9 protein-coding genes are annotated in these 14,753 nt (G+C 59.4%); 3 read left to right on the top strand and 6 right to left on the bottom strand.

Annotated elements, in window-relative coordinates:
• Positions 1–57 precede the first annotated feature (57 nt).
• Together EPJ54_RS18040 and EPJ54_RS18035 are read left to right on the top strand one after the other, a co-directional pair.
• A complete protein-coding gene (locus EPJ54_RS18040) occupies positions 58–1,695 on the top strand; it encodes a TIR domain-containing protein (RefSeq protein ID WP_135213169.1) in 1,638 nt (545 codons plus the stop codon).
• 67 nt (positions 1,696–1,762) lie between these two features.
• Positions 1,763–5,176 (top strand): nSTAND1 domain-containing NTPase, encoded by a 3,414-nt coding sequence (locus EPJ54_RS18035; RefSeq protein WP_135213168.1) that lies wholly within the window; start codon positions 1,763–1,765, stop codon positions 5,174–5,176.
• 175 nt (positions 5,177–5,351) lie between these two features.
• Here EPJ54_RS18035 and EPJ54_RS18030 read toward each other — a convergent pair whose 3' ends face one another.
• Both EPJ54_RS18030 and EPJ54_RS18025 read right to left on the bottom strand, forming a co-directional pair.
• Entirely contained in the window at positions 5,352–6,296 is a 945-nt protein-coding gene (locus EPJ54_RS18030) for a hypothetical protein (RefSeq protein ID WP_135213167.1), read from the bottom strand.
• 196 nt (positions 6,297–6,492) lie between these two features.
• The gene (locus EPJ54_RS18025; protein WP_135213166.1) at positions 6,493–6,903 is read right to left on the bottom strand and encodes a hypothetical protein; all 411 of its coding nucleotides are present in this window, start codon (positions 6,901–6,903) and stop codon (positions 6,493–6,495) included.
• Between the two features lie 104 nt (positions 6,904–7,007).
• Here EPJ54_RS18025 and EPJ54_RS19955 point away from each other — a divergent pair, with 104 nt between their 5' ends.
• Positions 7,008–7,184 carry a hypothetical protein gene (locus EPJ54_RS19955; RefSeq protein ID WP_167755823.1) on the top strand — a complete coding sequence of 59 codons (177 nt, stop codon included), beginning with the start codon at positions 7,008–7,010 and terminating at the stop codon, positions 7,182–7,184.
• 52 nt (positions 7,185–7,236) lie between these two features.
• On the opposite strand, the gene EPJ54_RS18020 is transcribed toward EPJ54_RS19955, so the two are convergent.
• From EPJ54_RS18020 to EPJ54_RS18005, 4 genes are all read right to left on the bottom strand, one after another.
• Complete coding sequence (locus EPJ54_RS18020; RefSeq protein WP_167755822.1) at positions 7,237–10,980, bottom strand: SIR2 family NAD-dependent protein deacylase; 3,744 nt, start codon at positions 10,978–10,980, stop codon at positions 7,237–7,239.
• Positions 10,981–11,317: 337 nt separating this feature from the next.
• Positions 11,318–12,559: a hypothetical protein gene (locus EPJ54_RS18015; protein ID WP_135213164.1), complete on the bottom strand. Its 1,242-nt coding sequence runs from the start codon at positions 12,557–12,559 to the stop codon at positions 11,318–11,320.
• A 9-nt stretch (positions 12,560–12,568) separates the two neighbouring features.
• Positions 12,569–13,141 carry a hypothetical protein gene (locus EPJ54_RS18010; protein WP_135213163.1) on the bottom strand — a complete coding sequence of 191 codons (573 nt, stop codon included), beginning with the start codon at positions 13,139–13,141 and terminating at the stop codon, positions 12,569–12,571.
• Between the two features lie 393 nt (positions 13,142–13,534).
• Positions 13,535–14,521, bottom strand: a complete 987-nt coding sequence (locus EPJ54_RS18005) for a hypothetical protein (RefSeq protein ID WP_135213162.1) — start codon at positions 14,519–14,521, stop codon at positions 13,535–13,537.
• Between the last annotated feature and the right edge of the window lie 232 nt (positions 14,522–14,753).

Raw genomic sequence — 14,753 nt, 5'->3', positions numbered from 1 at the left:
ATTAACCATATTGCAGACTGACGCAAAAGTTGTAACGGTAAAGGCGGAGGTTGGGTGATGGGGTCGGTTTTTATCTCGTACGCACACGAGGACGAAGAAAAAGCGCGTAAGATCAAAGAACGTCTAGAAGACCTCGGCTTCGCTACTTGGTTCGATCGAACAGCGCCTGCCTCCCGCGATGACATCAGCACGGTGATCGACGGCGAGCTGGGAAGCGTTGATTGCGTCCTGGTGCTGTGGTCGGCCCGCTCCAAGGCGTCCGTGTGGGTTCGCGGCGAGGCCCTGAAGGGGCTGGAATGCAATAAGTATTTCGGCGTGTTGCTGGAGGACTTCGTGCCGCCGGTGCCGTTCAATGCATTGGCTGCGCCTGATCTCTCGGAATGGACTGGACTGAGCGAACACCTCGGATGGGATGCGCTCATCCGCGGGCTCGCCGATCTAAGTTCGAACAAGACCAATATTCTCAGTCGGCTTTCAGCGCTTCAGGCTAACGAACGGGAGACGTCCAACAAACTGCAAGAGGCGCAAGCTCAACTGCCGCTGGAGCCCACGACCGAGCCCGAAGAAGTTCGCGTCGAGCTAGACCAGGTACCCCAGCAAGACGACGTAGATGCTGTCGTTCACGCGGCACGTTCACTTATCGCTCGATCTGCCAAGCTGGATTTGAGCGGCGCGATGACCCAAGCCGTACTCGATTTCGAGATGCTCCGCGATGCAGCTTTTGTCGTAGCCAAGACTGCGGACGTTCCCCGCCCCGCCGGCTCCAATTACACGCTTGTCGCGACCCTCGGCGAAGCGATCGCTGCGGCGTCCCCCGGCGCGCTGGTCGTTATGCACGCCGGGCGCTACGAGGAGTGCGTCGAAATCAAAAAGAACATTCGGATAGTTGGCTTAGGCATGGGCGCGGATCGTCCGGTCATCGCCGCGAACTCTCCCGCAGCCGCCATTGCGCTCGATAGCGCAGCACGACTTGAGAACCTCTCCATTGAGACACGCTATGCGCACCACGCCGTGCAATGTGATGGTGGCCAGCCCTCCATTCTTCGGTGCGATATCCGTCGCTTTGCCGACTCGCAGGCAACAGATGACGCGGCCTTCTATGTCGCCATGCGCGCCAATCCGATCGTCATCTCATCAAGCATTGCATCCACCGGCTGCCGAGCGCTCCTGTTCGTCTCGAACTCCGGCGGCCTGTTCTTAGGCGTGAACGTCGTCGCATCGCGGGGCGACGGAATGACGTGCCGTGGACGGCCCCAGTTTCAAGCCTGCACAATTGAAGCGATTGGCGCACCTGCGGTCAGAGTTTTGGGTCAAGGCTCACCAAGCCTGGAAACGTGTGAAGTCACTGGCCGTGGCGATGCGGTGATCTACGCGCGCAATCGCGCCTATCCACGCATCGCAGGAAGTCGCGTCAATGCGATCCGACAACTCGCTTTTGATTTTGATGACAATGCCGCTGGCCGGTATGAGGGCAATATCGTCTCGGTCGAGACTGGCGGCGATGCTGGCACCAAGCGCGTTGCCAATGACGGCTTCTTCGCGCGCTTCAAATCTAAACAAGACGCATTCGTTCGTCGCGCGGAGACCACGCAAGAATTTGCGCGCCTGCGAGGCAACAGTCGCCCCCTCTTCATAGCGAACACCGCGCCAGACGGTCGCGCACTCGCGGAGCCAATCAGTTTTCACGCATTTTGATGAAACGAACTAGCATCTCGCAGCGAGGCTGATACCACGAACCGTACGCAGCGCTGGCTTTCGACGCATGCGCAAGTCGCCGATTAGTGAGCCTGTCTTGTCGCGCCTCTTTATCAGCCATTCCCATAAGAACAATAGACAAGCGCGAGCGCTGTTGGGCTGGCTCGTGCACCAAGGCTGGGGCGCGCCCGAGGACATCTTCCTAGATATTGATCCATCAAGAGGCATCTCGGCGGGTGAGCGCTGGCTGCATTGCTTGGAAGACGCAGCCACCCGATGCGAAGCGGTGCTCTTCTTGGTGTCGGAAGCCTGGTTGCAATCAAAATGGTGCTTCGATGAATACCAATTGGCGAACAAACTCAATAAACGCCTGTTTGCGTGCTTACTCGAAGACATCGCATTTGACCGATTGCCAGGTGGACTCGGCAACGAATGGCAGATCGTGAAGCTTTATGGAGAGCCCTCACAACGATTCGTGCCGACGACCACGGAGAACAAGCCAGATGCACCCGTCTACTTCAACGAGGCAGGTCTGGTTCGACTGAGCCAGGGCCTTCGCAAGGCCGGCATTGGCGCGAGCACTTTTGAGCTGAAGCCGGACGCCGCCAGTGCGTTCGGTTGGCGCCACCCCTATCGTGGACTAGAGGCGCTCGACATTGATGATGCGGCCGTGCTTTTCGGCCGTGACGCCGATTTGGTGCGTGGCATCGACAAATTGCGTGGCCTGCGCGCACGTGGCCAATCTCGAATTCTCTCGATCGTCGGAGCCTCGGGTGCTGGAAAATCATCGTTCCTGCGCGCCGGTCTATGGCCGCGCCTCAATCGGGATGACGCTTCATGGCTGCCCTTGCTGCCCATTCGCGCGGGACGAAACGGCGCCATCGAAGGCGAAGAGGGATTGCTCTCGCGACTCGAAGAGGCTTTCGCCAGAGTGGGTCAACGAGCGAGCCGCGCAGCCTTACGCAAACGCCTGGCATCGCGTGAGGACTTCGCATCCGCGCTCGAGGAGCTTGCATCCCTAGGCGCCAAGCGCGCGCTTACAAATCTTGCCCCGCTCATCGTTCTGCCCTTTGACCAGGCCGAGGAAGTCACGTCGGTCGACAATCTCGATCAGACCAAGCTATTTTTGCAGCTTGTCCGATCGGGCCTTGAAAGCGATCTCTTATTCCTGCTGACGTCAATCCGGTCTGACGCCTTCGGCGCGCTCCAATCGTTGCCCGCGCTCGGGGGATTCCATCAAGAAACATTGAGCCTGCTGCCGGTCCCTCCCGGCGAAATGGGCCCAATCATTCGTGAACCTGCGCTCGTGTTGCGGCGCAAGGTAGGAACTCGAGCGCCTGTGCTGAGCGTTCAAGCTGTCGAAATCCTGCAGCGAGAGGTCGACGGCGAAGCCGACGCCCTGCCTCTCCTGGCATTCGCGCTCGAGCGCCTGATGCGTGAGCATCTGGGCAATGAGACCATCGACCTTCCCGAACTCTCACAAACCGGCGGCGTCGCCTCCGCAATCGGCGCTGCGGCGGAGCTTGCGATCAGCGATTCTGGGATGCGTGACCTCGCCTCGCGCGTTGAAATTCTTCGCACCATCTTTATCCCGACGCTCGCTCGTGTGGACCCGGCGACACTGAACGCGCATCGACGCCCTGCCAGCCGCAGCGAATTTCCTAGCGATTTGTTGCATGTTGTGGATGCCTTCATCGCGCGCCGCCTGCTCGTCGCAAAAGGAAGCGGGGCCGAGGCGACGATTGAAATCGCGCACGAGGCATTGCTCCGGCTCTGGCCAGATCTGGTCAAGCTTCTCGACGAGGAACGGGAAGCGCTGGTGGCGCTTGAGAACATACTCCACGCGGCGCGTGCTTGGGACGCAGCGGACACGACCCAGAAGGATGAATTCTTAGTGCACCGTGGCACAAGACTAGCTTTCACCGAAGCCCTCTCCGCGCGAAGCCCATCATGGCAGAGCAAGTTTGATCCAGCGGCAGTTTATATGGGCGCTTGCCGTGCGCGCGAAGTAGCCGAGCGAGAGACGCTGCAGCACGTCGGTGAGGGAATCGCCGTTTTCTCTAAGGACGAAGCTCTTGTAGAGTACAACCGCGCCTTCACAATCATGTGGTCACTTGAACCCGCGTTTCTTGACGGGGGTCCAAGTTTCGGAGAATGGCTGGATCATCTCAAAGAGCAGCGTCGTCTGCCGGCGGTTGCCAATTATGGGCACTGGCGTAGGCATGAACGCGCACATTTTAACAAATCTGGAGAGCTTCCTCAGGATTTGTGGGTGCTTCCCGACGGGCGAACACTGCGTCTCGCGCGCCAACGCCATTCTGGCGGCGGCCTATTGATCGTATTCTCCGATATCACAAACGAAGTTGCGCTGAGGGGCTCGTATGATGCTCTGCTTCAGACTCAAAAGGCCACTCTTGATAAGCTGCACGAAGCAGTTGTCGTATTCGGTCTCGACGGTCGGTTGAAACTCTTCAACGCCGCGTTCCAATCTCTGTGGCGACTGGAAGCCGATCAACTCGAACCGGAAATGCCGTTTGATCGCTTGGTCGAACTTTTCCAGCCGCTCTTTCACGACAAAGCAACGTGGGCCCAGGTTCGCACGCGCATCACTGACGCATCACCGGAAGCGCGCACCGAATATCGCGCCGAAATGCGACGCAACGACGAGACGGTGTTGAAGTTCCTGACACGGCCATTGCCGGACGGCGCAACGCTCGTGGCGTTTCAAGACATCACTGCAGATCGTCGCGTTGAAGAGGCGTTGCGCGAGCGCGCGGAAGCATTCGAGCAAGCCGATAAGCTCAAGGGTACGTTCGTGGAGAATGTATCCTACCAATTGCGCAGTCCGCTTCAGGCCATTTTCGGTAACGCCGAACTCTTGCGCCATCGCGTGTTCGGTCCACTTAACGATCGCCAATTGGAGCAGATGGATTCGGTCCTCGACGCGGCGGCCAATCTCTCCCGGCTGATCGACAACATCCTTGATGCGGCGATGGTCGAGGCCGGCAGCGTACAGCTCGATCTAAGTCCGGTGAACATTTACGAAACGATTCGAGATTCCGTGCAGATGGCGGCTTCTAAGGCGCGCGACGTTGAAGTGCCGATCAACGTGGAGTGTGATCCAGCGATTGGCGACATCGAAGCCGACCAAAAACGCATCATCCAGGTGATTGTGAACCTGCTTTCGAACGCGCTGCGCCACACCGAGCGCGGCGACACGATCACAGTGTCGGCCGAGCGTCTCGACGGCATCGTGCGCGTCGTCGTGGCGGACACAGGCAAGGGCATGGGCTTAGATCAACAAGCGCGCGCATTCGAAAGCTTCGAATCCGGCGATCGCCGCGGCGCGGGGCTTGGCCTGGCGCTCGTACGTTCGTTCGTAGAGATGCACGGCGGTTGGGTCTTACTGCAAAGCGAGCCAGGGCGCGGCGTCACCGTCACCTGCAATTTTCCAGCCCACCATCCAAAACGCGAATCTTAGATCAAGCTCAGAACACGCCGCAGCTCAGGCCGCCCCGCCTCCCGGCTGGACGCCGACTAACGCAAAATTCTGACTGGCACGAGCCGTTGCAGATATCGTCTCCCCACAGCGATTGGACTCTAGCGCCATAGTTACATTTTTGCCTCCACCGCGAGGGCTGTGGTGGCGATCGTCGCTACACTGCCCCTTGCTTGTCTAGTGCGGTGACGACATCGCGAACCCGGTCCTTTAGTTCCCGCAAACGTCCATATCGAACAATACTTTGGGCGCGGACATCGAACGGCGCCTCAACGCCGTCCTTGAGCATCAAGATCGTCGGCTTTCCAACGCCCCAAGCGTAGCCGACTTCGAGGAAGACGTTGGCGTTGAACTCATCCAACAGAGCGAGGACCGCTCGCGATTTTTGAATTCGATTTTTTATCTCCGCCACGATGTCGCCAGTGAAGATCTCGTGATCCAAACGCTCGCAAATATAGCCGCACTCATGGGAAGCAGGCTGGATCGCAAGATCCCAATGATCTCGGAAGTCATCTTTGAATGGCAGCGCGGCAAACAATCGCTTGGTGTAAGTGCGCCCCTGAGAGATTTCAGCGGCAACGGAGCCGTTGAACTGGTCGAACGACGCCGGAATGCTCGAAGCGTTTCCACCGAACTGGCGGACAAACTCCCGAAGGCGCTCGGCGCGCGCATTGTCACGTTCAACGATTACGACACTCAAGACCGGTGTTCGCGCGAGGCCTGCGGCAATTCCACGGACAAGCGCATCTACCGAAGCGAGTTCATCAAGCCCATACCCGGGTCCGTGCAGGGTGAACGCGATGGTGCGAGCATCAGGTCGCTCACGCCCGATGATTTCAAGCGCGCGCACCGCAAAAGCTTCAATCTGCGAATACTCAAACTCACGCAAACGGCCCACCCCAAGAGAGAGCACTTCTCGCGCCTTGATCTTTCCCTTCGATTGGGCAAACGCATGGGCGCCGGCTGCCAAGTCAAAGCTGGCGCCAATCCTCGTCGCGACGGCGCCGTCAGCTCCATGGGGCCCGTTGGCATATTTGAGCACCAATATGTCCGCCGGAACGTCCAGCACATCTCCGGTCAAAACAGCGACTGGCACCGCCATCCCCTTCCAATCGAATTCGTTTTCGCCCCCGCGAAGCGAGCGTCTTTGGCCGGCAGTGCGCCGTAAGGTTGCGATACTACCTTTCTAGTGGCAGCACGCAACCGGCCCGAGCCCGCGTGCGAAACCGCGCCCGTAGTCCGAATTGTTTTGAGCTTTACCGAGTAACTCTATCGCACGCGACAGCGTGACGAACCCGTCACGGACGCCGCGGCAGCATTAGTCGCTGCGCATTAGCCACGACAAGCGCCGCACCCAGAACGAGGTAGACGGCGCCAATTCGCTCGGGCGCCAAATCTGAACCGCCGGCGTTGACGCTATCGGCCGTCAAATAAAGGACGCTCCCCGGACCGACACAAAACATTGGCATGAGCAGCCGCGCAGCACCCGGGGATCCCTCATCGACTGCGCCGATGAGCATCACCGCCAACAACCCGCTGGCGAACACCGTCGCCGCCCAACCGGCCGCGTATTGCACGAAGCGTTCGAAATGGTCGCTCACGACGGCGCTCAGCGGCAGTGAGACCATCATGACAACGATGCTGAAGCAAAACGCCAGGCCGACGAAACGAACGGGATCAATCGCCCAATCGTCCAATATGTCTTTCATGTCGCTTAGCCAGCCCAGCATCGCGTCACCTCAACCCATCCCGCACATCGCCAGTAAGGGGCAAAACCTTTGCGCCGGACGCGGTCGCTAACATAATTGCCCACATGACTTTGCCCGAGTCGGCGATCGGCGCCGAGACCGCCTTCGCCTGGAAGACCTACGGCGTGAGTCGGAGGGATAAAGAGCCGCTACTCAAATTCGTGGTGGATGCGCTCAGCATGCGCGGCTGCAAAGTGCTCGCCGCCACCGATCCAACGAGCGCCATTCTACATCGTTTTTGAAACGCCAAAGACGCGCTTGGAAGTAAGCCCCCACCGCCAATCGCTCCAGAGCCTAGAATCGGATTCTTGACCAATCACCGGATTCAAAGATCGGCATCCCCGCTCGCAACGCAGCTGCTTCTTGCGGCGCGGCGTGGGAAAGATCCTCTTCGGCGAGCCGTACGGCCACAAGCGCCTCTTCCTGGCGTTTGCCCAGGCCAAGTATGACAGCAAGGCCGAGACGCGCGCGACCACGTTCGGTGATGTTTGGGCTTTCGTTCGCTGTTAGACGGAACATGTCTTCGGCGCGGCGCAACGCACCACGTTTAAGGATGCGCCGACGCGCAATATCGAACCAAGCGGAGGCAAGCGCGATGTGGAGATTATGCCATTCGCGATGATCTGGCGTCATTGCCCTCAGCGCGCGTGTAAGCCGCGCCCGGGCCGCCAAAGGCTTTCCCGACAGTCTGAGCGCCCGCGACGCGCCAGACACAGCAAGCGCGCGACCGCCCGCCTCATTTAGAGCGCTAAACTCACGCTCACACCAAGCGTAGGCTTTGATTGCTTGGTTGAAATGGCGGTTGCGCAAACACCAATGCGCAAACGTGTCTCCGAGCGCTGTCCGTTCGATGGACCTTTTTGGCATCTCCCTCAGAATCGACCGCCAAGCCTTGCGCGCAGCGCCAAGATCTTCCGCCTCCACAATTGTTGATCTGCGGATAGCTTGGTCTGAACGAGGCCTCGCCGTGCTGGTCTCTGCCGGCGGGCTTGATTTGTTGCGGTCGATGAGAGCGTAGGCCGCGAAATAGGCAGCCATGTCATCGGCCTCTTCATTGAAGATGTTGGCCGCCGCCAAATCCCCATTCCAGAGGGCTCCAAATCTCTCGATACGTGCGCGCGCCATTTGCGTCATAGGCTCGCGATCCAGCCAGAAGAGCCAGCGGCCGTTCTTGTATGATTGAGGCGCCTCCTGAGGGTCGCGGCTCGGATCGATAATATCGCCCCAGATGCGCAAGGTTTGTACGGCCCCGATCGCCGAGTAGGCGTTGAGCGACAGCAAGCGAAAGAGAATAAGGTTGATTTGCCGCTCACGCTCCTCGAGTTCGGTCTCGAACTGCATTACCGCCTGTGCATATGAGACTAAGCCCTGCACTTCGACGTCTCGGTACGACGGATCGTCCTTCGCCACCTCGATGATCTTGCCAAACGCTGCGCGCGCGGCTTGATAGTCGCCGCCCATCGCCGCGCGGCGAATATCAGCGAGCCATCCCTGCAATGAGCGGCCCCGTTCGCGGTCGCCCTTGTCATAGGCGCTCCTAGTGCGCCCAAGATCGGGATCCAGCGCCGCAACGTTGACGTCCAACACGTCATACCAATGCGCGGGCGCTGCGGCCTCCAACCCTCGAAGGGGCTCGACCATCGCTAGCGCCGCAGACGCCGCTTCCGATCGCGCTTGCGAGGTCTCTTGTCCAAGCCATTCGGACAAGGGCGCAACGTTCCTATGCGGCGCACCCGTCACCCTCGCCAAGTCAACGAAGGCGCGAGCAGCCGCTTCGGCTAGACTCGTCCAGCCTACCCGCACCGCGAGATAGAGAAAAATCGACGCCGCGAAGCTCGCGCCGGGATGGCCCGGATCAAAATGCGCCAGGCCTTCTGCGATCAAATGCTTGGCCTCGGGCAAGCGGCATGTTTCGGCGGCGCCCGCCGCAGCAAACGCAAACCAAGCGCTGTGCTGCACAATAGATGTCCGGCGCGCACGCAGAATCATCTCCATCGCCGAGCGATAGACCGCCTCGTGCGCTCCCACCGATCTCAGCCACGCGCATTGATTTTCGCGCATCTCGTAGTAGAGCGCGTCATCATCCCAGAATTCAACCACCGCCAGCTTCCACAAGAGGCTCATTTCGAGTGGGTGCGCACACGCGCTATCGCGCACCCCAATCAGTCCATGGTCGGGGTACGGCAGTGGCAGCTTCGATGTGGGCTCGATCGCCGCTGTCTCTCGCGACGGCTTTTCAGGAGCCGGCGCGCGCGCCTTTGCAAGATCGAGGATCTCCGTCACGTCTTGCACCCCGAACACCGGCATGAATTCTCTAGCGACCTGTATAGATTGTTGCGTGTAGGTGAAGGTCGAAGATTCGGTCCAAATCGCCGCGCTGAAAGTCGACCATGCTTTGGCAATGTCGCCGCGACGCAGCCACACATAGCTTCGCAGTATGTGAGCGCTGGCGACCGGCCCCTTGTGGACTGTGGCTTCGATGTCGCCCTTCTCGATCGCGAACATGTGGTCGACGAGCTCCATGGCCTGCTCGGTCTCACCGCGTTCCGCGCGAAAGAACGCTTCGAGCGCGGTCAGTTCGAGATAGACCTGAAGCAGACCCAGCCTGCGCGCCGCGGCGCGTGCGGCAGGAATTTCCCAGAGCGCAGGCCAAATGTGGGTGATGCCGCTGTGAAATTGGAATATGTTCGCAAGGGCGCCGAAGAACCCTTCCGGCACGTCGCCTTCCATGGCGCGCTCCAGCGCGCGTTGTGTAAACTTCAGCCCCTCGGCGGGGTTGCCCGCCATGGTGTGACCGACCCCCAGATTGATCAATGTGTTGGCTGAGTTGGCATAGTATTCACGCCGCGCCCCGGGCCCTTGGCCGCCGTGCTGAACAAACGCGTGCTGAAAACTCTCCTGGATTGTGAGCGACGTGCGCAGATAGTCGTTCGCTATGTCATAGTGCATTTGCGAGATATGAGCGCTAGCAAGGGCGCCCAGAACGCTTGGGAGGCCGATGTCTTCGTGATCTAGACGGGCGCCATCGGCTAACTTCTCGGCGCCTTTTTTGACCCGCTCTTCAATCGCCCCAATCAGTGCGTGCTTGGGCGGCAAGATTCGCACGACAATTGCCGCGATCACCCAACGGTTCATCGGAATGGAATTTGCCCAAGCCTCGGCTGCCTTGGCGAGTTCTTCGCGCGGATCCAAAGGCGATGTATCGGGCGCCATCGGAGACTGAGCTGCGCCGAGGCCGTCAGCTAGCGCGGTCAAGACCGATACTACGTCGGCCTGAACCCGTCGCGCGCCTGCCTCCAGCAGCGGCAATGCCTCTTCGGCAAGGTCGCGCCCCGGCGGAGAAAGCCACAGCATGCTCGCGGGCGCTGCATACTTTTGCAGGAGCGCAATTACATTTGGATCTGCGCCGCTATATCCGACGATCAGAATGTACGCGTTCTTCGTCGCCTCAGCGCACGCCGCATCAATGTGCGGCGCAATAGGGCGCAGCTTCTGCCCCGCGGTTTCTATGAGGCTTTCCGGCTGAACGAGCGAACCATGCAGTTTGACGATCGGGATCTCGGCCGCTTGCCGATGGCGGCCCACATCATGGGGTGTGTAGGCAATATAGGCGACGTTGTTGCGCGAGAGGGTCGTTTCCAAAAGCAGGTCGAAATTAGTCGTAAGCAGCGCCTTGAGCCCGCCGGCGCCGGCTATGCGCGCAATCGCTCGATGCGCGTCGTTGAGGGGGGCGCCACGAATGGCGCTGAATAAAGGAAAGATCGCCGCCGGCGAACAATTGCCGATCAGCACTTGGCTGATGTTGTCGAGCGAGGATTGCGAAAGCAAGATTTCGCTGGTCAGCGTCTCGGGCGATAGCTCCAACGCCCTCACTCCGACTTTGCACATCGCATCCAAGAGCGCGTCATAAAGCTCCGTCCAACGCGGCACATTGCTGGGCGACAGGGCCGACAGGCCTGCGCCCGCAAGGATGACGAGACGTCCCTCGCGCGCCGCCGCAATCGCAGGCGCCAACACACCCTCGGGCAGGTCTTTCATGGCGCTCTCCGTACCCTCCCCGGCTCTGCCCACACTATGGTGCATTCTGAAAGAGGCAAAAGCCCTGCGCTCAACTGCCTATGGAAGCGCGCCCAGTGGGCGACGCGTCGTCAGCGGTGAAATCCCAGGGGCGGATCGCAGCGCTTGCCTGCCTGCCGCAAAACCGACGTTGAGACTCAAAATCAGAGGCGCGTTTTTCCCCGGGCTTGGTCGTTCCCGCGGCCGCTTTGCTGGGCGACGAAGACTCCTACCTGCGCAGACTGATAGCCGCAGCATTACACGCGCCATCCACCGACACGACGCGAGCACACCCAGATCGCTCCAATCGAGACCCGACTCAGAAGATCGAGCTGAACCCAGGCACGACATTGTCGATGGCCCGGACGATGTCGTTGTTGGGGCCTGGCCCGTTGGCAATATCGTTGCTGATCGTTGTGATCACCTGCACAGCCGTGTTGTTGGGACCAGGACCGTGCTGGATGTCGTTCACGGCGTTATTCCAGGTTCGTACGACGTCGTTGTTGGGGCCAAATGCGTCATTCAAGTTGACGCCGACATTGCGAAGCGCCCGGACAATCTCGTTGTTGGGGCCGAAGCAGCCTGATCCGCCAACACCGTGCGTAAAGCATTTGTTCAACTCGCGGGCGGTCAGCTGCCCGCCCGCGCAGCCAGCGAACACCATGGGGTCACCGCCGCTGGTCGCCGCGCATTCAATAGCGATCTGCTGCTCCGGTGTCAGCTGAATCTGGCTCGCCCCGTAGCAGATCGCGGTGCCGAAGAACGTCACCTGCCCTTGTTGCGCTTGCTGACGCACACACGACAAAAGCCGTGCGCTGTCATTGCTCATGTTCTGCTCAGCCATGCAGAGTGGATAGGCGTCCCAATTCTCGCCGTACGTCTCATAACACGCGGCCAATTGTGTCGCCGCGCGCCGTTCGTTGGCGCCTCCAACGACATTCATGATGCAAAGCGAGAGTTCGGCATTGTCCTCGCTATTGCGCCCGCATTCATAGATGCGCTCCTCGCGAGCGCCCAACATGCTGCGCAACATGCAATCACCGAAAGCCTCGCGCGACGACGATTGATTCATGCATTGGGCCGCGACCTGCTCAGAAGTCAGCAACGGGCGCACGTAACGTTGATTGGATTGTGCAAAATTCTGCGGGACGGCCTGAACCCCATTCGCCGTGCGTACGCCCCAATTGGCCATTTGCGGCGGCTGATATTGGAAGGCGTAGGGATTGGGTGGAATGAATTGCTGCGCGAATTGGCAATAGCCAATGGGAAACATCCCATTAAGGTTGATCTCCACGACCTGACCGGTCCAATCGACAAAAAAGGCTTGATACATTGGGTTGGTCGACGGGATACGCATGAAGGTCACGCCCGACGGATCACGCATCGCCTGAGCCTGATTCATTGGATTGCCCACCTGCACCATCCAAAGGTTTGGGAAGACGTCGTACGCCTGCCCTCGCACGTTGTCGAAACAGCGCCCGACCTGAGCATGCGCAGGTGCTGAAAACATCATCATGATCGCGACAATGATTGCGCCCGAGAAGATCGTTATACGTTTCATGATTGCCCCCTATTGTGCGTTCGCCGCGCGCAGTCGCTGAATGTAGTCAAGCGGCAGATCGGTGCTCTGGCGTGCAGGCACGCGCAGCCCCGACGCACGCAATGTCGAGGCCACTTCAATGATGAACGTCAGACAATCATTGTCGCCGAGTGCATAGCTCTCGAGACGCTGCGTTGTTGCGTCGTCCAACCCAAGTTGAATGAGACGCGGCCGCGCGGCGGCCCGCGCGCGTGCATAATCGGCAGGCGACACAAGCAGCGTCAGGCAATCCTGGCGGATATGTGAATAGCGTTCTTCAGCGATGAGACCCGTCGTGGGCGCACCGAAGTAAGAACGAAGAGCTGGTGCTGCGCCCGCATTGGTGCTGCGCCCCAATGCAGTGAACGCGCGCCCTGCACCTTCGGTATGACTGAACCCGACAAAGGCATGCCCGGGAAAACCGAAAGCGTTTGGGCTCGGGCGTGCGCAAAAGCTGATCTCTTCTGCGCGATTGGCTTCTGATTGTCTGCGAAGATCAATGGTCTCCGCGCGCGCCGACGCACACGCCGCCAACGCAAAGACAAACACAAACGCGCGCAACATGGCCGTCCTCCCGCGCGGGAGATCATACAAGCCTTGGTTGCGTTCACAACAATCGTTCGATCTTAGGTGTAGTGCACCTTACAGGCGCAAACCGCTTGCGAAACGCCCAGCTCTCTTGCACTCGCCACTTCCGTGCGACGCACATTACTGGCGGCGCAATTGGTCGATCGCCGTGCTAGCAAGCCATGCGGAAGCACTTCGCGCAGCCAAGCATATCTAACCGCTCACACGATCAAGTGGCCCAGTCGACAGGCGATCCTCTTCATTCTGAAAATTCCCATGTTCGGTTTTGGCTCGACGAACCAATAGCTATCGGGCTGGCGCGTCGCTCGATCCCAAGAAGAGACATCAACCGCCAGACACCCATAGCGGACATCTATAGGCCGCCAAGATCTACGCGCGGTCGAACAATTCTCTCATTTTCACCCAGGGCGTCCCGAACGACACCAGGCGGACATCGAGATCGCTCCCTTGCGCCAGATCCAGCGCACGTCTCATTGCGTTCAGAATCCAAAGTGGCTTGTTGCCGAATGCCCCGCCGCCGAGCTGCGTCAGGTACACCACATTCGTTCCCCCCGCGGCGGTGTTCAGAATTGCCGCACGGAGTGTCGCCTCGTAGGCCGCTTCTAATGTGAGAGACGCGAATGCCTCCCAGAGCTCGTCGTCCAGATATGTGTACGATACCGGCATCGCGGAGCAGAAAGCTTGAGACACAAATGGGCGATTGTCGCCAGGCGCTTCGGTCACCTCAACATCGGCGTGAATTCCGATCCTGAGCCGTGAGCGAAGCAAGTCCTTCTCGCCCTCGTCTGCTTGAGCAAGATAGGCGGCGATGCGCTCAAGACCGCTGAGGCTAGGCATAGCGTACCCATTCCGCATCGTCCAAAGCGCCCGCTGGGGCGTTTCCAAAATCTCGCTCAGGGTGCGCCCCACATCGGCGAGCCCGTCAAGTTGCGCGTCAGGAGTCTGCGCAAAGTAGTTTCGATAAATTGTAGCGGCGCCAGCCGCGATCGCGCATGCGGGGCCTTGTGTGAGATCCAGCGCGTATCGAGAGACACCGTCTGCGGGCGACACCTCCGGCGAAACCATCTCAAGAAGATTGAATTGTGAAGCGACCTGAAACAGCGCCCCGTTGTTGGATGTGTCGTGGAGAAGGTCACGAACATTGCCTACAACGATGCGTGTCTTGATGCGTCTCTCGCCTTGCCCAAATGGCGCACGCTCGCGCAATTCTTCAAGCGACGGAATAGACAGACCGCCAATGCCAAAGCAGGCGCCATTCACCAGCGACCGGAGCTGTCTTCCCTCCACGGCCAAATTAGAACGCGTTTCATCGAAACTCGTCTCCGAGAACCCGGTGAGCGTTTCAAACCAATCCATCCGCCAAGGCTAGCCCGTTGTGGGCATTCCGATCAATGCACGCAAAATCCCAATAGCGGTCATCTGCCCTCACCTCCCTCAAAACGGAAGGCGCGCGTCTGTTATTCGTAGAGTCGGGATGTGGCGCGGTGGTGTTAGGCCGGGCGTAGCTGTTGCCGCCTCTTTCGTTTGGCGGTGCCTGAGGAGCCTGACCATACTCCGTTTCCACATCCCTCTCATCGAACCGGACATG

Source organism: Vitreimonas flagellata, assembly GCF_004634425.1.
Classification (GTDB): Bacteria; Pseudomonadota; Alphaproteobacteria; order Caulobacterales; family Aquidulcibacteraceae; genus Vitreimonas; species Vitreimonas flagellata.
The sequence above is the reverse complement of the archived record's forward strand: the minus strand, read 5'-3'. Positions and strand labels throughout refer to the sequence as shown.

Bases quoted from the DNA above. Each gene is read 5' to 3' on its own strand.
- EPJ54_RS18040 (WP_135213169.1), top strand. From the start codon at position 58: ATGGGGTCGGTTTTTATCTCGTACGCACACGAGGACGAAGAAAAAGCG.
- EPJ54_RS18035 (WP_135213168.1), top strand. From the start codon at position 1,763: ATGCGCAAGTCGCCGATTAGTGAGCCTGTCTTGTCGCGCCTCTTTATC.
- EPJ54_RS18030 (WP_135213167.1), bottom strand. From the start codon at position 6,296: ATGGCGGTGCCAGTCGCTGTTTTGACCGGAGATGTGCTGGACGTTCCG.
- EPJ54_RS18025 (WP_135213166.1), bottom strand. From the start codon at position 6,903: ATGAAAGACATATTGGACGATTGGGCGATTGATCCCGTTCGTTTCGTC.
- EPJ54_RS19955 (WP_167755823.1), top strand. From the start codon at position 7,008: ATGACTTTGCCCGAGTCGGCGATCGGCGCCGAGACCGCCTTCGCCTGG.
- EPJ54_RS18020 (WP_167755822.1), bottom strand. From the start codon at position 10,980: ATGAAAGACCTGCCCGAGGGTGTGTTGGCGCCTGCGATTGCGGCGGCG.
- EPJ54_RS18015 (WP_135213164.1), bottom strand. From the start codon at position 12,559: ATGAAACGTATAACGATCTTCTCGGGCGCAATCATTGTCGCGATCATG.
- EPJ54_RS18010 (WP_135213163.1), bottom strand. From the start codon at position 13,141: ATGTTGCGCGCGTTTGTGTTTGTCTTTGCGTTGGCGGCGTGTGCGTCG.
- EPJ54_RS18005 (WP_135213162.1), bottom strand. From the start codon at position 14,521: ATGGATTGGTTTGAAACGCTCACCGGGTTCTCGGAGACGAGTTTCGAT.